A 19,514-nucleotide genomic window follows, 5' to 3' on the forward strand; every position below is an offset into this window, starting at 1 on the left:
TATATGATCAGATTTTTTACGAAAAAACCTAAAAACGGAGATATCCATGGCAAAAAAGATGATTGCGTGTGACGGTAACGAAGCCACCGCTAGCGTAGCGTTTGCTGTTAGCGAAGTTGCTGCTATTTACCCGATTACACCGTCTAGTCCTATGGCTGAGCACGCCGACAACTGGAGTGCTGCAGGCAAGAAGAATATTTGGGGACAGGTTCCCCGCGTGTTTGAAATGCAGTCCGAAGGTGGCGCTGCCGGTACCGTTCACGGTGCTTTGCAGGCCGGTGCTTTGACCACGACCTTCACCGCATCTCAGGGTCTTCTCTTGATGATCCCGAACATGTACAAGATTGCGGGCGAACTGACCCCCACGGTCTTCCACGTCACTGCACGTGCTCTTGCTATGCAGGGCCTTTCCATTTTCGGTGACCACTCCGACGTTATGGCTTGCCGCCAGACGGGTTTTGCAATGCTCGCCTCCAGCTGCGTACAGGAATGCCAGGACCTCGCTCTCGTGGCCCACGCTTCTACGCTCGAAAGCCGCGTTCCGTTTATGCACTTCTTTGACGGCTTCCGCACTTCTCACGAAGTGATGAAGATTGAAGCTCTCGAAGACGGCGTTATCCGTAACGTTATCGACGAAAAGTATGTGAAGGCATGCCGCGAACGCTGCCTCACACCGGACCGCCCGACTATGCGCGGTACCGCCCAGAACCCGGACGTTTACTTCCAGGGTCGTGAAACCGTGAACCCGTTCTATGCAAAGGTTCCGGAAATTGTCCAGAAGTACATGGACAAGGTTGCTAGCTACACTGGCCGTCAGTACCACATCGTGGACTACGTCGGTGCTGCCGATGCAGAACGCGTTATCATCTCTATGGGTTCTTCGACCTGCACCATCGGTGACACAGTCAAGTACCTGAACTCCAAGGGCGAAAAAGTCGGTCTCGTCAACATTCGCCTCTACCGTCCGTTCCCGATGGAAGCTGTTGTTGCCGCACTCCCGAAGACTGTCAAGAAGATTGCCGTCCTCGACCGCTGCAAGGAACCGGGTTCCGCTGGCGAACCGCTCTTCCAGGATGCCCTTACCGCTATTTCCGAAGCTGTGATGGCTGGCAAGATGGCTATGCCGAAGATGATCGGCGGCCGCTACGGTCTTTCCTCCAAGGAATTCACGCCGGCTATGGTCAAGGCCATCTTCGACGAACTCTCCAAGGCAGAACCGAAGGCACGCTTCACCGTCGGTATCAACGACGACGTTTGCCACACGAGCCTCACCATCGACCCGAACTTCAAGCTCGAAAGCGACTTCTTCCAGGCAATGTTCTTCGGTCTCGGCTCTGACGGTACTGTCGGTGCAAACAAGAACTCCATTAAGATTATCGGTAACGAAACCGACAACTACGCTCAGGGCTACTTCGTTTACGACTCCAAGAAGTCTGGCTCCATGACCACCTCTCACCTCCGCTTTGGTAAGAGCATCATCGACGCCCCGTACCTGATTGGCGAAAACGAAGCTGACTTTGTTGCTTGCCACCATACTCCGCATCTCGAATCCATCGACATGCTCAAGTATGCCAAGGTCGGTGCAACGTTCCTCGTGAACACCCCGCACTCCGCCGACACCGTTTGGGACACCTTCCCGCGTCCGGTGCAGGAAGCCATCATCAAGAAGCACCTCAAGGTGTTCGTCATTGACGCTTACGCCGTTGCCGCAAAGACCGGCATGGGCCGCCGCATCAACACTGTGATGCAGACCTGCTTCTTCTCCAAGCTCGGTAACGTGCTCGATGCAGAAACTGCTATCAAGTACATCAAGAAGTATGCCGAAAAGACTTACGCCAAGAAGGGTATGGAAGTCGTCCAGAAGAACTGGGACGCTATCGACGCCTCTCTTGCCAACCTCTTCGAAGTCAAGGTTCCGTCTGCTGTCACCAGCACAAAGGAATTCCGCGCTCCGATCCACGGCAACGCTCCGAAGTTCGTGAACGAAGTCACCGCAGAAATCATCAAGGGCAACGGCGAACAGCTCCCCGTTTCCAAGATGCCTTGCGATGGTGTGTTCCCGACCGCTACCACCAAGTACGAAAAGCGCGACCTCGCCCTCAACATCCCGTCCTGGAATCCGGACGCTTGCGTGCAGTGCGGCAAGTGCGCTATGGTCTGCCCGCATGCAGCCATCCGTATGAAGGTTGTGGACGAATCCGCCGTGAAGAACGCTCCGGAAGGCTTCAAGTTCACTCCGGCCAAGGGCTTCAAGCTCGAAGGTTCCGAAAAGCCGGTATTTGCAATTTCCGTGTCCAGCTACGACTGTACGGGTTGCGGCGTTTGTACGCAGGCCTGTATCGGTAAGGACAAGACCGACGCTACCAAGAAGGCCATCAACATGGTGCCGCAGGAACCGATCAAGGTTCAGCAAGGCAAGTGCTGGGACTTCTTCGTCGACCTCCCGGAATTCGACCGTACCAAGGTCAACAAGAACCTCGTCAAGCAGGCCATGCTCCTCGAACCGTTGTTCGAATTCTCTGGCTCCTGCGCAGGCTGCGGCGAAACCGCTTACGTGCGTCTCGTTTCTCAGCTCTTCGGCGACCGCATGGTTGTCGCTAACGCTACGGGTTGCTCCTCCATTTACGGCGGTAACCTCCCGACCACTCCGTGGGCAAAGAACAAGGAAGGCCGCGGTCCGGCTTGGGCAAACTCCCTCTTCGAAGACAACGCTGAATTTGGTCTCGGTATGCGCCTCGCTATCACGAAGCATGCCAAGCAGGCTTTGAGCCTCCTCGAAGCCGTGAACGTTCCTGCAGAACTCAAAGAAAAGCTCACGACCCAGGAGCAGAATGACGAAGCCGGCATCAAGGCTCAGCGTGAAAACGTTGCCGCCCTTAAGGCAGCTCTCGCCGGTGCTACCGACGATGCATCCGTCAGCCTCCGCGACGAATTCGCCGACTACCTCGTGAAGAAGTCCGTGTGGATCTTCGGTGGTGACGGTTGGGCATACGACATCGGTTACGGTGGTCTCGACCACGTGATGGCCACGGGCGAAAACGTGAACATCTGCGTCCTCGACACCGAAGTGTACTCCAACACCGGTGGACAGGCTTCCAAGGCCACGAACCGTGGCGCCGTCGCCCTCTTCGCTGCCGCTGGTAAGCGCGCTGGCAAGAAGGACCTCGGCCTTATCGCCATGAGCTACAAGAACGTTTACGTTGGCCGTATCGCCCTTGGCGCAAACGATGCTCAGGCCCTGAAGGTTCTCCAGGAAGCAGAAGCTCACAATGGTCCGTCTCTGATCATCTGCTACTGCCCCTGCATCAACCACGGTTTCGATCTCAACAGCCAGCTTCAGCACCAGAAGATGGCTGTGGATTCCGGTTACTGGACTCTGCTCCGTTACAACCCGGCTCTCGCCGCCGAAGGAAAGGCTCCGCTTATCCTCGACTCCAAGAAGCCGACGATTCCGGTTGCAGAATACATCTACACCGAAAACCGCTACAAGCAGCTCACCCGTAACAATCCGGAAGTGGCCAAGAAGCTCGCCGACGACCTCCAGAAGGAAGTCGATGCACGCTATGCATTCTATGACGCCATGTCCAAGGATACGGAAGGGCTGATTAGTCTCTAATCAGTGCTAACGGCATCAAGAAAGGCTCCCGTTCGAAAGAACGGGGCCTTTTTATTTTAGAAGCGGGCGTCCACACTGCCAAGCGAAGGAGGCTACTCTTAAGTAGCCTTCGTAGCGCGGAGCATTCAACGTCACAAGTTCTTGTATGCGATAGTTGAATGCGGAGTCTCATACGCGGCAAGAGAAATCTTGCCGCTCTTTTTTTTCTTTGTACAGAATATTTTATTATTTTTAGACAAACTTTAATAGAACTATTTACCAGGGAGAATTTTATGAAACTTGCGATTGCTATTTCGGGCGGTGGCGCTCTTGGCATCGGTCCTTTGCAGTTTATGCGCCGTCTGGAAGCAGACCTTTCTTCTCATCTTGCTGACGCAGGCGCTGCTTTTGCGGGAACCTCAACCGGTTCTATCGTTGCGGCAGGTCTTTGCTCCGGCATGACAGCAAGCCAGCTTTACGACCTTTACAGATGCAATTTGCCCGCTATCTTTACCAAGGTCAAAACACCGCAATTTTTAAATATTCTCTCTTCGGATTATCATCGTTATGACAATTCGAATCTCAAGAAGCTATTGCAGCAGAATTTCCGTTACAAGATGTACGAATTCAAGAAGCCCATTTTTATCCCTTCGACGTTCATGAATGGCGATAGCGTTGAAAAGGTCTGGGACCGTGGCGATGGAATGTCTGACCAGTGGTTTGCGGTGCTCTCGAGCTGCTCTGCCCCGACGTATTTTGATCCTGTAAGTCGCGAAAAGAATGGCAAGACGGAAATTTATTGCGATGGCGGCATGTGGTCCAACGACCCTATCATGGTTTTGGAATCCGGTCTGAACAAGGTCAAGGAATTCAAGGACAACTACAAAATTCTCTCGTTCAATACGGGAATGCGTTCTGCCAATAAAGCGCCGACCGACCACAGTATCATCGGCTGGGGCAAATACATCATGGAAGAATGGGTGGCACGCACAGGCAGATCCGGCTATTTCCAGGCATGCGCAAACATTGGCGAAAAGAACGTTTATCGTGTCGTTCCCGAAGTCGATAAGAAATACGCCATGGACGACCTCTCCGTTATCGATACAGTTTCTGACATCTGGGATAAGCTGTACGACCAAATCGGCAAGGAAGTGTGCGAATTTGTGAAGTCGACAGAACCGGCTCAGAAATTGACGAAAGACTAAAAATCCATAAAGAAGTCGAAAACAGCATCTATAAGTCTTTCTGACATACACTTATGGGATATACTCCGCCAATCACCTTGGTGGGGTATGTTTTTTTTAACAAAAAATCAAAAATTTAAGGTTTTTTGCAAAAAAAAAAGTATTTTATGGACGACTATTACATAATTGCATTTACAGAGGAATTTCATGAGCTGGTCTTACTCAAGAGAGCATCAAAAGAATATTCTTTGCATGATCATGGCTGGTGGACAAGGGAGCCGTCTACAGCCCCTCACCCGCGACCGTGCAAAACCCGCCGTACACTTTGGCGGAACCTACCGCATTATCGACTTCGTCCTCAACAATTTCATCAATTCCGGCATTTTCAAGATCAAGGTTTTGACGCAGTTCAAGAGCGATTCGTTGAACAAGCACATTTCTGCCGCCTGGAGCCTGAACGCAAGTTTGGACCAGTATGTGGACCTCGTGCCCGCCCAGATGCGTACGGGTGACGAATGGTACCGCGGTACTGCCGACGCCATATTCCAGAACATCAACTTGATTACCGACGAACGTCCGGACCTCGTGGCAATTTTCGGTGGCGACCACATTTACAAGATGGACATCAACCAGATGATTGATTTCCATTTGAGCCGTGCAGCCCTTCTCACGATTGCGGCTATTCCGGTGCCGGTCGAAGAAGCTCGCGAATTTGGCATTATCGAAATTGACGCGGACAACCGCATGATCGGTTTCGAAGAAAAGCCGAAAGAACCGAAGCAGATGCCGAACCGTCCGGGTTGGTGCCTCGCCAGCATGGGCAACTACCTTTTCACAAGCAAGTTCCTCGTGCGCGAACTTTTGAAGGGCGCAAACGACGGTGCAACGGACTTTGGCAAGCACATCATTCCGCGCTTGTACAAGGAATACCCGGTGTACGTCTACGACTTCAATACAAACATTGTGCGTGGCGAAAAGGCTTCTACAAAGGGCTACTGGCGCGACGTGGGTACGCTTGACGCCTTCTTCGAAGCAAACATGGACCTTTGCTCCGAAAATCCGCCGTTCGACCTTTACAACAACTACTGGCCGATCCGTACATACAACTGGAATCAGCCGCCTGCACGTTTCTTTGCGGGCGACAACGAAAGCCACCAGGGCGCAGCCGTCGATTCCATCGTTTCTGCGGGCTGCATTATCGGTGGCGGTACGGTTGTGAAGAGCATCCTCTCGCCGGGTGTTACCATCCAGAAGGACGCTCTCGTCGAAGAATCCATCCTTTTCCCGAACGTGACGATTGGCCCGGGTGCTAAGGTGCGCCGTGCTATCGTTGAAAAGGGCTTGCATATTCCGGCTGGTTTCCAGATTGGTTACGACCTGGAACGCGACAAGCAGCTCTTCCACGTGACCGAATCCGGTATTGTCGTCCTCGCCAAGGATACTATAATTAAAGCCTAGCAAGGCGAGCGTCGCGGGAAAGCTAGCTTTCCCATGACCGAGCCGCTAAGGCTTGCGCTCGAAGAGCGCCAGGCGTAAATACATAAAGTCTCTAGTGCTCGCCATAGCGCGGGCATTTCCTTTTTTACGTTTAAAACCCTATATTTACGCTAGGCTTTGTAAAACCCTCCCCAAAAGCGCTATAAATTTCTAAATTAGCGCACATGAACGAAGAACAAAGCGTAAAATTCTCTCAGAAGTTACAAGATATTGCTAAAGCTCCCAAGTATCGTGGGGCAATTTTCCAGATTGAAGCTGATGAAAAAGGCCTCGCCCTCGTCGATGTGAAGGAAGCGAGCCTCAAGGTCTACTTGATGATTGACCCGGAATGCGACAAGATTTTGGAAACGCGATTCTTTACGTACGGCGGACCGCTCTTTACTGCCCTCGCCGATTCGTTCTGCCGCAAGATTCAGATGGCAACAGTCGATGACGCCTGCAAGATTACCGCCGAAATCCTCGAAGAAGAATTGCGCGACACGCCGGACGTGCGAGCCATCCCAGAAGACGCCGTAGAAATAAAGCAGATGAACACGCTCATCTCGAAGATTCAGCTCGTCTACCCCGAAAAAAAGGCAACCGCAATTATCGTTCGCGAAAAGATGGAACGCATCAAGTACCGCACGCAGACAGCAGAAGGTCGTGCCGAAGCTGATGCCGAATGGAATGCGCTTACCAAAGTCCAGAAGATAGAAAAGATTGAAGCATGGCTGCACCAGACCGTCCGTGGAACGCTCCAGGGCGATGGTGGCGACGTGCAGATTCTCGACTTGACGGACGACAACCGTTTGCAAATCCGCTATCAAGGCGCATGCGCCGGATGCGGCAGCGCTATGGGCGGCACGCTCTTCTACATCGAAGACGAGCTCAAGAATAATGTCTATTACAACCTGATCGTTGAACCGGAAGACCCGCTCGCCAACATTCCGCAGAATCCGGACTTGCCTGGATTGGACGACAACAATCCGCCTGCTAGTTTGTTCTAATTGTTAGCCAGCAGTCGTTGGTCAATAGTCATTGGTTATTAGTTTTTTGAGCCCACCGTGCGTGGGCTTTTTTCTATATTTCCTTTGGAAAAATCCACAAAGGAAATGATATGTCCGAAGAACTCGTTTTGAAATTCGTTGACCCGCAGCCGATGCGCTACGGTGAAAACTCCCACCAGTCCGCTGTATTCTACCGCGACCCGACCTGCACCGAAGCAAACCTCGCTTCTGCAAAGCAGCTCTGGGGCAAGGAACTTTCTTTCAACAACATCGTCGATGCTGACGCCGCCCTCGAAATGGCTCGCGAATTCAGCGACGGCAATGCTGTCGTGATTGTGAAGCACATGAATCCGTGCGGTCTTGCTACGGGCGAAACGCTCCGCGAAGCTTTGGAAGCCGCTTGGGCAGGTGACCCGGTGTCCGCTTTCGGTTCTGTGATTGCCGTGACTCGCAAGGTTGACCTCAAGACGGCCGAATTCCTCAAGGGCAAGTTCGTTGAAATATTGCTCGCTCCGGCTTTCGATGACGACGCTCTCGAATTCCTCAAGAACAAGTCCAAGGACATTCGCCTCCTCGAAGTTGGCGAAATCAAGAAGGCTACGCCTTGCAAGGTTTACAAGCACGTGATTGGCGGTATGCTCGTCCAGGACCGCGACATCGGTACTTGGGAAAAGTTTGAATGCGTGACAAAGGCTCAGTTCCCGAAGAACAAGGAAGACCTCGCCCGCTTCACTTGGCTCGTCACGAAGCACACGAAGTCCAACGCCATCGTGATGTGCTACGAATACAAGCCGGGTTACTTCCAGGTGATGGGTCTTGGCCCGGGTCAGCCGAACCGCATTGACTCGAACCTCCGCCTCTGCCAGCCGCGCGTTCGCGACAACGTTGCACGCCTCCCGGAAGCAAAGGAATTCTTCGACGAAAACGGCAAGCTCATCAACGAAGCAGGCCTCAAGGCTCTCGAAAAGAAGGTCTTCGGTGAAGTCGTTATGGGTTCTGACGCATTCTTCCCGTTCCCGGACAACGTCGAAGCAGCACACGATGCCGGCGTCCGTTACATTGTTCAGCCGGGTGGTTCCAAGAAGGATGACCTCTCCATCGAATCTGCAGACAAGTTCGGCATTGCGATGGTGTTCACCGGAATGCGCCATTTCCGCCACTAATTCATTATAAGGTAAGAATGATTCCAGTATCTCAAAAAGAATCAAACCAAAGGGAGAAGGACCTGTATTACGCAGTCCTCTCCTTCTTGAAATCTGTCCGCAAGGCCGGGAAAACGACCGCCAAGGAATGGAATGATTACCGTTCCAAGTTGAGCGGGATTGCACCCTCGCCCGAAATGAGCAAGGCAACCGACATGTGGACTATGGATAACCTGGATCAGTTCCAGCCGGATAAGACGCAGCTCCCGCCGTTGAATGACATGGAGTCTGTCGCTAAGGTTTCGCCCGAGTTCTTGTCTCAGTTGCTTGAGGCTTTGTACTACGGCATGCTGAACTTGACTCAGGCGAATCTTATTTCGGACGAAATTCAGGATGCGGACCCGGAATGCGTAAGTACGGCATCCCTCGAAGAATTGTTGGTCAAGCTCTGGATCGGTAACGCGAAGAGCTATAGAAAAATTGTTGTGAATTAAAATGAACGAACGAGTACGTGTTATTGGTGGCGGTCTTGCAGGCTGCGAAGCGGCTTTACAATTGGCAAGCCGTGGTTTTCAGGTTGATTTGTACGAAATGCGCCCCAACAGGCAGACGCCCGCCCACAGGGATGGACACCTCGCCCAACTCGTCTGTTCTAACAGTTTCAAGGCTTTGGGCATTACAAGCGCCCATGGCCTTTTAAAAGCGGAACTCACTCTGCTCGGGAGTTTCCTCCTGGATTCCGCGCGTGAAGCGGCAGTGCCAGCAGGCGATTCCTTGACGGTGAACCGCGACATTTTTAGTGAACTTGTCGAAAAGAAGATTGCAGAATTCCCGAACATTACGCTGCACCGCGAAGAAGTGACGAGCCTCGAAGGCGATTGCCCGACACTTGTTGCCGCAGGGCCTTTAGCAAGTGATGCGCTTGCTGACGATATTTTTAAGCGTCTCGGCAGTAACCGTCTGCACTTCTTTGATGCGATTGCGCCTGTCGTCGAGACGGACAGCATCGACTTTAACCATGCATTCTACATGAACCGCTGGGAAAAAGGCGAAACGGCAGACTTTATCAACTGCCCGCTCGACAAAGAAACTTATACAGAATTTGTAAACAAGCTCTGCGAAGCAGAAGCGACGGAACCGCGCCCGTTCGAAAAGCGCGAACTTTTTGAAGGTTGCCTGCCGGTCGAAGAAATGGCGCGTCGTGGCTACGAAACTCTCCGCCACGGGCCCATGCGCCCGATTGGGCTTGGGCTTGGAAACAACGGACATCTGTGGTATGCCGTGATCCAGCTCCGTGCCGAAAACAAGCAGAAGACATTGTTCAATATGGTCGGTTTCCAGACGCGCCTCAAGTGGGGCACGCAAAAGGAAATCTTTACCATGGTGCCTGCCCTCCGTAATGCGAAATTTGCACGCCTCGGCTGCATGCACCGCAACACGTTCATCGAATCGCCGAAGTTCCTTGATAAGACGCTCCGCTTGCGTCCGGAACTCGATTGCGCCAAAGATATTCCGCCTACGTGGTTTGCAGGCCAGATTACAGGATCCGAAGGCTATACCGAAGCGGTTGCTACAGGTTGGTACGCCGCCTGGAACATGGCCCAAACGATTTTGCACGGGCATTCCGACCCGCTCCCAGATGAAAGCTGCATCGGATCCTTGATGAACCGCCTTGTCGAAGAGAACGAGGACTTCCAGCCGATGAATTTCAACTTCGGCCTCCTCCCCCATCACGAAGGCTTGAAGAAAAAGAACAAGAAAGAGATTCTTGCCGAACGTGCCGAACGCGCCGTTCGCGAATGGATTGCGGCCCGAAACATGGCATAAATTATGCGTGACGAGATCAAACAAGCGATTTTGCAGCAAGAGCTGAAAGACGGGGAAATGCTCCCGTCTGTACGCAAGCTGATGAAAACGTTTGGAGTCTCATCGGGAACCATTCAGGGCGTGCTCAAGCAACTCTCTGAAGAAGGGCTCATTTACAGCATCCGCGGCAAGGGATTCTTCTGGGGCAAGGCTCCGGACGCCAATGATCTTGCACAAATGCTTTCGAAGACTGTTCATCGCGAAACCGTGCTCGAACGCCTTGAACGCGAATTTTCAACGGACTGGGAAAAGGGTTTCCTCGACCCGAATAGGAATTTGCCGCTTGCGAAGGAACTTTCCGACCGCTATAACGTGTCGCAGACGATTCTCCGCAAGTTCCTGATCCACAAAGTGAATCAGGGAATTCTTGTGCGTCGTGGGCGCTTGTACGCATTCGCCTCCCCGCTCAAGACAAAGACGGTCAAGAATTTCAGCGAGATTTTGTTCGTTACGCGATGCAATTCGTGGGGCGGCTTTACCGCAGAAAGCGAACGTGAACTCGACTTTTTGCGTCTCGTTTACCAGACCGCCGGTGAACAACATTTCAAGCTCATTCTGCTCGGCATCAACGAAGAAAGCGGCAAGCTCATTGACCGCAGTGGAAAAGTCTGCCGTCTGACAGATTATCCGAATGCAATCGGTGCAGTGCTATCGACACTCTTGGTGCAGAATCCGCATGCGCTTTTGCAACTCTTTTACGGTGTGAAGTACCCCGTCTCCGTATGGTGGGAACACCCGCTGCAAAACATTCCACCGAGATTCTTGAGCAAAAATAACTGGGCGTTTTTCAACTCCACATTCGGAGAAATCCCGGGCCAGCAGCTCGGCAAATACCTATTGCAGAAAGGCATCAAGAAGGTCTGTTATTTTTCGCCGTACCATAACAGTTCCTGGTCTAAAGACCGCTTGACTGGCCTCATGAATTCGGGGCTAGAAGTCATTGCATTTACCGATGACGAATACGCAAGCCCGTGGGACTACAAGGAAATCGCAAGACAGAGAGTCTCGAGATTTTCCGTCGAATCGTACGCCCGTAATCTCGTGAAGAAAAAGCTTTTGCAGTTCGCCAAGAATGTTCCTGAGGATTGCAACTGCTGGGTCTGCGTAAATGATGAAGTCGCAGGTATTTTCTACGAAATGAGCGATGACGGCGATTGCACATTGCCGGGCGACAAAACCGACCCGAACGTGCTCGGATTTGACAACTCCGCCGAAAGCTACTTGTTGCGCATTGCATCGTACGACTTCAACACAAGCGCTCTCATCAAGCAGATTTTCTACTACATCGAAAATCCCGATGGCTTCGGGAATAAAAAACGCCTGCACCAGATTCTGGGGCAGGTCATTGAGAAATAGTTTTATAGTCGTTAGTAGCTAGTCAATAGTTATTAATTAATCGCGACATGCGCCAAAAACTAATGACCATAGACCAACGACCATTAACTAAACGTTCTTATTCACGATAATCGTCTTAGCTTCGAAGGTTTCGCGGTCAATCCACTTGACCATCAAGGAAACCTTGTTGTCTGCATTGAGAGCGTCCCAGTAAGCCTTGAGCGTTTCTTCGGCAGAGTTGAAAATCGGCATGAGCTTCGGGAAGCCGTTGAAAGACGGAATCGGCTTGCCATCCGTTTCGTACGTGCTGATGAAGTGTCCAAGACCCGGGAGAGCCTTTTCGAATTCAAACGTCATGCGTTCGCAGCCAGCATCTTCGCTGTTGCCCCTGCTCTTGAGGATGGAGAGCTTGTAGATAGCCGGTTCAGCATTCTTGTAGTGGATGCCGGAAATACGCGGCGTGAAGTTCGGAGCATCGTCTTCGTACTGGCGAGTGCGGAGAGCGCTTTCGAACGTGCCGCCGAGCTTGATGGCGTTGTAAATCGTGTCCGTCTGGTCACCGTTCGTGATAATCTGGACGTCCTTCGTGTGGCGAGCCGGATAGTAAATGATGAGGTGCGGGTCCGTGAGCTTGGATTCATCGAAAGCCTTGGTCTTCATAAAACCAGTGTCGGCTTCGATTTCAAACACGCGGTTGCGGCTGTTCACGCTGCGACCCATGATCCAGTAAACCTGCACGTAAGACTTACCATCGGCGCTTGTGCCAAGCACGATACCACGGCCCGGATACGGATTCTTGGAGAGGTCGTTGAAATTCTGTTTTGCTTCTTCTGTGTAGTTCATATTGATTTCGGCGTGCCAGCGGCACTTTGTTGTAGGTTTAAACTTATCTCTTCGGGTTGTAATTGTTCATCAGGACCATCGCAAGGGCAACGCAGAACATCACCACGCTGCCGACAACCACCTGCTGTTTGTGGTCGTATTCGCGTTTGACGTAAGTCGGATTTTCTTCGTTGAGTTCCTGGAGCGTTGGGCCTTTGGCGAGAGTTGAGGAATCCACGCCGTAGACCTTTTCCTTTTGCTCTTCAGTCATGTTCAACGTGCTGACGTAAGAACTATCCGAACGGTCCATCTTTGCGAAGGCTGAGGTCGGAAAAGCAAGAAAGAGAGAAACAAGAAAAGCCAAAACAAGGCGCTTCGACAACACTTCGATAAACTCAGTGCATCGGCTCAGCGACCTTGTATCTCTTTCTTTCTCTCTAGTCTCTCGTCTGTAGGGCATAGCCCGTTCTCTCGTCTAAATTACCCTTCCTTAGCGAGTTTGTCGAGGATCTGGTTCACGAGACCCGGGTTAGCCTTGCCACCGGACTTGCGCATCGTCATACCCACGAGGAAGCCCTTGAGAGCAACCTTACCTGCCTTGAATTCAGCGAACTGAGCGGCGTTAGCGGCGCAGACTTCGCGGACCACGGCTTCGATAGCGGCGGTGTCGGTCACCTGCACGAGGCCCTTTTCCTTCACGATGACTTCAGGATCCTTGCCTGTTTCGAACATTTCGGCAAACACGGTCTTTGCAATCTTACCGTTGATGGTGTTGTCTGCAATGAGGTTCACGAGAGCGCAAAGCTGTTCCGGCTTGATCTTGAGAGCGGAGAGACCTCCTTCGAGGTCCTTCATCTTGGCGAGGAGTTCCGTGATGACCCAGTTGGCAAGCACCTTGCCGTTCTTGCAGTTCTTGGCAGCAGTGTCGTACCATTCGCTCACGTCGCGATCTTCGGTCAGCACCTGAGCGTCGTATTCAGAAACACCGAAGTCCTTCATGAAGCGTTCGCGGCGTGCATCCGGCAGTTCCGGAAGGGTGCGGCGGATTTCTTCGACAAATGCCGGGTCGGTCACGAGGCGGACCATATCCGGTTCCGGGAAGTACTTGTAGTCGTGTGCGTCTTCCTTAGAGCGGATCACAATCGTCTTGTCGGCGTTGGGATCATAGCGCTTGGTGCACTGTTCAACTTCCTTGCCTGCATCGAGCGTCGATGCCTGGAGGTTCATTTCGCAGTAGAGAGCCTTTTCGAGGTTCGTAAAGCTGTTCAAGTTCTTGATTTCAGCACGGATACCAAACGGAGCGTCTTCAGATGCGCGGAGGGAAATATTACCGTCGCAGCGCATGTTGCCGTTTTCCATGTTGGCATTAGAAACGCGTGTGTATTCGAGCGTCTGCTTGATCTTCTTCAAGACGAGCACGGCTTCTTCCGGGCTACGGATGTCCGGTTCAGTCACGATTTCGCAAAGCGGAGTGCCGCAGCGGTTTGCGTCAAAATGGCTCTGGGACGGGCTCATGTCGTGGATGAGCTTACCGGCGTCTTCTTCCATGTGGATACGGGTAATGCCCACGCGCTTCTTGGTGCCGTCGGCCTTCACAATTTCGAGCCAGCCGTTCTTGCAAATCGGATGGTCATACACCGGAAGTCCACCCGTCTGCGTAATCTGGTAACCCTTCGGAAGGTCCGGGTAGAAGTAGTTCTTACGAGTCCACATGGCGTTCAAATCGATTTCGCAGTTGAGAGCGAGACCCAAGCGAATGGCGTATTCCACAGCCTTCTTATTCGGCACAGGCATGGCACCCGGCATACCGAGGCAAACAGGGCAAACGTGCTTGTTCGGGCTTGTGTTCACTTCAATTTCGCAGCCACAGAACATCTTTGTCTTAGTGGCGAGCTGGCAATGGATTTCGAGACCAATAACAGGACAGTAATTAGACATGTTAAACTCCAATAAATTTTACGCGGAAAAGATAGAAAAAGTAGGATGTAGGAAGTAGGAAGCCGGAAGGATTTAGGCTTTTTTCCTAGCCCACAATTACAGCTCATCCAGCGTTACCACGAGCGCATCGGTATCATCGCGGAAATAAGCGCATTCCGTGAGGATGCAGTCGGCACCATTCACAAACGCAGTCGCCAAGCGCAAAGATTCCGCTTCGGTCAGCTTGTGGTTCGTACGGGCTGCTGCAGCAAAAAGTTCAGCCGCCTTGAGCGACACATCGGCATTCACTTCGCAAAGGTGCACATTTGAGGACTTCTCAAAGAATTCGCGATACTGCCTAGCAAGCACACCGTCATTTGCGCCATACGCCTTCTTGCAAATTTCAAACAAAGTTACAGAAGAAACCAAGACTTGCACATTATTTTCATACACGCCATCGAGCACACCCGAAACAACCGGATAATAATCCGGATGCATCTGCAAGAGCCGTACAAGCGGCCCCGAATCCAAAAACAAAATACGACTCTGTTCAATCGACTTAATCATCTTCTTTGACCGGTTCGTAGATTTCCATGTAAGCGGCATCATAACGCTGTCCAGAGCGCATCATCTTAAAGCGCCCCGCACGCGGATAGAAATACCAGTTCATCCATTCGCCACTCATGTCGGTGCGCTTGGTCTTGATGGCAATCGGTTTTTCGCCATTGTAGAAATCTCGTTTATGCGGAATCACGCGTTCCATGGCGCGGTACGTATGCACCGTATTGCCAGCCTTGCGTTCAATCGTTCCGTGGCCGTCTTTGCTCCAGGTGATGTTCACAATGCCATGTTCATCTTTTAGCGGTTCGCATGTATCGAAACCGCTTGCGCACCACAGATATTTTGGATAAGAGAAGCTATAAGAATCTAAATTAAAAGTTTCAACGATACGGTTGTTACCCTTAAACGTCGGATAATTGCCGGCAAGCGTGTATTCGCCAGCATTGTAATCTTCGCAGCCACGCTGAGCCACGCGAACAACTCGGTTAAACACGTCTACGCCTACAGCGCAGCCTTCTTCTTGGTAAACAAAGCGAGCATGACCATTGATGTTTTTCTTTTCGAGGTTGCCCATTTCAATTTCGGCAATGTTATCATCTTTGCCGTTCTGCACAATGATGTTGAAGCGGCTAGCATTGCTCGGCGAACTCTTGAGAACCACGCGTCCCGTTTCAGAGACGTATTCCCCACTCAAGTCTGCGTATTCTTGCATAAAACGGTCCAGCTCCGAACGCTTGACCCACACATCGCCAAACTTGCAGTTTACAGGAACAAAACGAGGCGGAGTCTTGGGTTCAATTTCTTCGTAGGTTACAACCCTTTGTGTCTTAGTGACGGTCTTGTATTTTCCGTTTTTGCCACGAACCTTTTCTTGGACATCCACATAGCTTTCGTGTTCAATTCGATCTTTCGGAATAGGGAGTTCTTTAATTGCATCCGATGAAGTTAAGTAGCCTAGGGGTCGATTTTCGTTGATTTCTCCATTATTTTTTGCAAATACATCAAGTCTCATTTGGGCAAAAGAACATGCAGCTAAAGCACCCACGACCACCAACAAAATTTTTTTCAAAATGGAGTCCTCTTTTGAATTAATAGATTAGATTATTGTCGGCTTTATATGTAGCAAAAAATAATATGAAGTTTTTTTTACTAACATTTAAACAAGGAATTTAAACATAACCTTCCCCCAAGGAGTACATGTAATGAAGAAAATGTTTCTTGCAACCTGTTTGCTTGCAGCATCAGTGTTTGCAGCACCGAGTGCAGAAGATGTTAAGGCTGTAACTGAAAAGCCGGCTGTTGAAGCTAAGACTGCTGTTACCAAGGCAAAGGCCGCAACAACAAAGAAGAAGGCTAAGGCAAAAGCCAAGGTTGAAAAGGCTGCTGAAGATGCCAAGGCTACTGCCGCTGCTGCTGATGCCAAGGCTCAGGAAGCCGCTAAGACCGCAGAAACAGCAAAGGCTGCTGCAACTGAAGTAAAGGATGATGCTAAAGCCGCTGTAGCTGAAAAGGCACCGGAAGCAGAAGTCAAGGCTCAAGAAGCTGCAAAGGCTGTAGAAGCAAAGGCAGAAGCCGCTAAGGCTGACGCAGCTGCTGCTGTTGAAACGACGGCTCCGGCAGAACCGATTATTCCGGCTATCGATCCGACTCCGGAAGCTCCCAAGGCAGAGCCTGCTCCGGTTGCTGAAGTCAAGGCTCAGGAAGCTCCAGCACCTGTTGTCGCCCCCGCTCCGGCTGTCGAAGTTCCGACAGAAGTTGCACCGGCTGAAGTCGCTTCCGCAGAACCGGCTTCTACTACGAGCCGCAAGAAAAAGAAGATGATCGAAAACGCAGTCTTTACCGTCAACCAGATTGATTTCGACATCAACGCCGACTTCGAACTCGAAGCAGGCAAGGTTCTTTGGACAACCGAAGACGATGAGAATTCGGATAACTTTGAAACCTGGAGCGGTAAGGCCAACCTCGCTATCCTCGCTGAAACACAGAACTTCAAGGGCAAGGTTGCTCTCGCCTTCTATCCTGGTGACTTGAAGACCGATAGCGACAACCACGCCATTGGTGGTGCAGAAGACTACTTCACTCTCGATGAAGCATGGGCTTACCAGAGCAAGGACTGGTTCAGCTTCAAGGTCGGTCGTTGGGACAACACCGATAAGAATGGCGACTACTTCGGTGGCTATATCGATGGTTACAAGAGCGGTTTCCTTTCTACGCAGGATCCGGAAAACCAGTTTGAATTTGGCTTCAATGTCAACGAAAACATGGATATCGCCCTTTCCTTCATCAGCACGGCAGCCCACCTCAACAACGGTGACCTCCGCCTTGTGTTTAACTTCCACGATCTTCCGAGTCTCGAATTGTTCGATATCCAGCTCGGCTACCGTAGCAACATCTTTGACAGAGTTCACGATAGCAAAGCCAAGATCCAGCACAATGCATCTCTGAAGGTTCGCGCTCCGATCGTTCCGGATTTCTTCACGGTCTTTGCTGAAGCAGCCCTCATGGACCTTGCTGACGACCTCGCTGTACCTGTCACTGGCGGTTTCGAATTCAACTTCAAGACTGTTGACCGCGTCATTCTTGAAGCAGAATACATCAACCATCGCAGAAGACATGGTTTCTATGAAGTCCAGACCAAGCATATCAAGGACGTTCTTGCAGCACTTTATCTTGAAAAGGCGCTCACGGATCGCTTCTCCCTGTCTGCCGGCCTTCACAACTACTACGGTTCCAGAGACGTGATGATTTCTGGCAACCTGGTGGGTAGAATAAACTAATAAGACTGCTCGGCTCTTGAGCAAAGCAAGACTCCGTCTTCGCCTCGCTCTCGCCAACGCCCTCGGTTAATACCGAGGGCTTTTTGCTCACAGACTACTGCAAAAACAGCCTGGCTTTACAAAGGCACCTTGCTTGGCAGGGTGTTTTTTTATATTACTGATAAATGGTTTGTTTTAAGGAGGATATGGATGAAATTATTAAGAACGCTTGCGGTAGCGGCGACACTTGCGCTTGTGGCATGTGGTGACGAAAATGCGGTCGCACTTAACGAGCCTCCTGTATCAAGTCAAGAGGATTCTAGCTCCAGCTCTGATGTAATCGAAACAAGTTCCTGTTCTGAAACGGTAGTCACAAGTTCTAGTTCACAAACACCCTCCACAGAAATATCAAACGGTTCCATCATCACCGATGGCAAAGTTGTCGATTTGCGCGATGGCAAAACATACAAGACAACGGTCATCGGAAATCAGGTGTGGATGGCTGAAAATCTCAAATTGGATGTTACCCAATACGTTGATGACGGAACATATAATAACGAATACGGTTTTTATGACGCCTTATGGAACAGTTATTTGTATGGCGAAGTTTTAGACACTAGCGAGCATTTCTACCCGTGGAACATCGCCATCGATACAGCCGGATTATTTGGAACAAGTGCCAAAGGTTGCGGCTTCGAGTCTCCATGTAATTTAACGGGAATGGTTCGTGGAATATGCCCCGAAGGTTTCCATATTCCCAATCCATCAGAGGTCGAACAATTGATTAGAGCAATAGGCGGAAAATGTGGAACAGCACAAAAGCTTAAAGCCCAAAATTCAGAATGGAAAATTAACAACGGTACCGATGAATTCGGTTTTGCAGTACTTCCTGCCGGTTATTATGCCGTATGGTGGGGTGATGGCATGGAAGGTTTTACTTTTGAATACGAAAGGAATCCTCCAGCAAAATTTTTAACAACAGCAGATACACTTACTTGGAGTATCGCAACCGAAGCAACCTATGATAGCGGCGTTAGAGAAGAATACGAAGTCGTTGCTGTTTATGAAGAATACCACGGATACATGAGTTCACTTCGTTGTTTAAGAGACGAACCCGCCGGAGTTGATTGGGTGGATCCGCCTCTGCCAACCGCGCCCGCCTTGCCAGATTTTGAATACGGTGAATTCACCGATGAACGCGATGGACAAACATACAAGACCGTTGTTGTCAACGGCAAAACATGGATGGACCAGAACTTAAATTACGTCTTTGACGCTGTGGATACAAATGCTTCGTGTAAGGTTTTTTACGAAGATGAAGACGAAGAATGCGAGAAATCCTCTGATTATTCATGCAAGCATCCATTTGTCGGAAGTCCTGTAAGTTGTAAAAACAAATACAGCATAGATGCCGCTTACTGCAAAGAAAATGAAGCGGTCTGTAAAAATTATGGAAAGTTCTACACTTGGAATCAAGCTTTAAAAGCATGCCCCACAGGTTGGCATTTGCCCGACAATAACGAAATAGATGACTTTTTGGAATCCATCAACCCCTATACCGTTTATGAAGGGGAATGTCTTTTAAAGCATACCAGGTTCAAAAAAATTGAAGATCCAGACTTAAACAAACTGTTATATAAAGATTTTGGAATGGACTATTTCCAAATGCAATTCTGGACTTCAACCATAGCCAATTTCAACGACGATTACGCAAACACTTCTGGTTACGCATGTCACAAAACGGACTTGCAAAATGTCCGCTGCGTAAAAGACTAGCAGTCACTTAAAAATCATAAAAGAAATCCTGCGATGACCTCGCAGGATTTCTTTTGCAATTACTGCCTACTGTCTAC

15 protein-coding genes are annotated in these 19,514 nt (G+C 50.6%); 10 read left to right on the forward strand and 5 right to left on the reverse strand.

What is annotated here, in order from left to right; genetic code table 11:
* The first annotated feature begins 46 nt into the window (after positions 1 to 46).
* The 8 genes from nifJ (at position 47) to BUC30_RS07550 (ending at position 11,626) form a co-directional block, all read left to right on the forward strand.
* Positions 47 to 3,616 carry a pyruvate:ferredoxin (flavodoxin) oxidoreductase gene (nifJ, locus tag BUC30_RS07515; protein ID WP_073424263.1) on the forward strand — a complete coding sequence of 1,190 codons (3,570 nt, stop codon included), beginning with the start codon at positions 47 to 49 and terminating at the stop codon, positions 3,614 to 3,616.
* Positions 3,617 to 3,888: 272 nt separating this feature from the next.
* Positions 3,889 to 4,800, forward strand: a complete 912-nt coding sequence (locus BUC30_RS07520) for a patatin-like phospholipase family protein (protein ID WP_073424264.1) — start codon at positions 3,889 to 3,891, stop codon at positions 4,798 to 4,800.
* A 186-nt stretch (positions 4,801 to 4,986) separates the two neighbouring features.
* Positions 4,987 to 6,237, forward strand: a complete 1,251-nt coding sequence (gene glgC / locus BUC30_RS07525) for a glucose-1-phosphate adenylyltransferase (RefSeq protein ID WP_014544985.1) — start codon at positions 4,987 to 4,989, stop codon at positions 6,235 to 6,237.
* A 203-nt stretch (positions 6,238 to 6,440) separates the two neighbouring features.
* Positions 6,441 to 7,262, forward strand: a complete 822-nt coding sequence (locus BUC30_RS07530) for a NifU family protein (protein ID WP_073424265.1) — start codon at positions 6,441 to 6,443, stop codon at positions 7,260 to 7,262.
* A gap of 110 nt (positions 7,263 to 7,372) precedes the next feature.
* Positions 7,373 to 8,425, forward strand: coding sequence for an IMP cyclohydrolase (locus BUC30_RS07535; RefSeq protein WP_073424266.1), 1,053 nt, complete (start codon positions 7,373 to 7,375; stop codon positions 8,423 to 8,425).
* Between the two features lie 17 nt (positions 8,426 to 8,442).
* Positions 8,443 to 8,898: a hypothetical protein gene (locus BUC30_RS07540; protein WP_073424267.1), complete on the forward strand. Its 456-nt coding sequence runs from the start codon at positions 8,443 to 8,445 to the stop codon at positions 8,896 to 8,898.
* 1 nt (position 8,899) lies between these two features.
* Complete coding sequence (gene trmFO, locus BUC30_RS07545) at positions 8,900 to 10,231, forward strand: methylenetetrahydrofolate--tRNA-(uracil(54)-C(5))-methyltransferase (FADH(2)-oxidizing) TrmFO (RefSeq protein WP_073424268.1); 1,332 nt, start codon at positions 8,900 to 8,902, stop codon at positions 10,229 to 10,231.
* Between the two features lie 3 nt (positions 10,232 to 10,234).
* A complete protein-coding gene (locus BUC30_RS07550; protein WP_073424269.1) occupies positions 10,235 to 11,626 on the forward strand; it encodes a GntR family transcriptional regulator in 1,392 nt (463 codons plus the stop codon).
* A gap of 87 nt (positions 11,627 to 11,713) precedes the next feature.
* Here the strand turns inward: BUC30_RS07550 and BUC30_RS07555 are convergent, their stop codons facing one another.
* The 5 genes from BUC30_RS07555 to BUC30_RS07575 form a co-directional block, all read right to left on the reverse strand.
* A complete protein-coding gene (locus BUC30_RS07555) occupies positions 11,714 to 12,448 on the reverse strand; it encodes an IMP cyclohydrolase (RefSeq protein WP_073424270.1) in 735 nt (244 codons plus the stop codon).
* A 43-nt stretch (positions 12,449 to 12,491) separates the two neighbouring features.
* Positions 12,492 to 12,737 carry a hypothetical protein gene (locus tag BUC30_RS16325; RefSeq protein ID WP_244536543.1) on the reverse strand — a complete coding sequence of 82 codons (246 nt, stop codon included), beginning with the start codon at positions 12,735 to 12,737 and terminating at the stop codon, positions 12,492 to 12,494.
* A gap of 170 nt (positions 12,738 to 12,907) precedes the next feature.
* The gene (gene gatB, locus BUC30_RS07565) at positions 12,908 to 14,365 is read right to left on the reverse strand and encodes an Asp-tRNA(Asn)/Glu-tRNA(Gln) amidotransferase subunit GatB (RefSeq protein WP_014544977.1); all 1,458 of its coding nucleotides are present in this window, start codon (positions 14,363 to 14,365) and stop codon (positions 12,908 to 12,910) included.
* A 96-nt stretch (positions 14,366 to 14,461) separates the two neighbouring features.
* A complete protein-coding gene (locus tag BUC30_RS07570; RefSeq protein ID WP_073424272.1) occupies positions 14,462 to 14,911 on the reverse strand; it encodes a type II toxin-antitoxin system VapC family toxin in 450 nt (149 codons plus the stop codon).
* Positions 14,904 to 15,974, reverse strand: coding sequence for a hypothetical protein (locus BUC30_RS07575; protein ID WP_073424273.1), 1,071 nt, complete (start codon positions 15,972 to 15,974; stop codon positions 14,904 to 14,906). The genes BUC30_RS07570 and BUC30_RS07575 overlap by 8 nt, the downstream gene beginning before the upstream one ends.
* A 133-nt stretch (positions 15,975 to 16,107) precedes the next feature.
* On the opposite strand from BUC30_RS07575, the gene BUC30_RS07580 reads away from it, so the two are divergent.
* The gene (locus BUC30_RS07580; RefSeq protein WP_073424274.1) at positions 16,108 to 17,682 is read left to right on the forward strand and encodes a hypothetical protein; all 1,575 of its coding nucleotides are present in this window, start codon (positions 16,108 to 16,110) and stop codon (positions 17,680 to 17,682) included.
* A gap of 189 nt (positions 17,683 to 17,871) precedes the next feature.
* Positions 17,872 to 19,437, forward strand: a complete 1,566-nt coding sequence (locus BUC30_RS07585) for an FISUMP domain-containing protein (RefSeq protein WP_073424275.1) — start codon at positions 17,872 to 17,874, stop codon at positions 19,435 to 19,437.
* Positions 19,438 to 19,514: the final 77 nt, after the last annotated feature.

This window comes from Fibrobacter sp. UWB7 (assembly GCF_900142945.1).
Lineage (GTDB): Bacteria > Fibrobacterota > Fibrobacteria > Fibrobacterales > Fibrobacteraceae > Fibrobacter.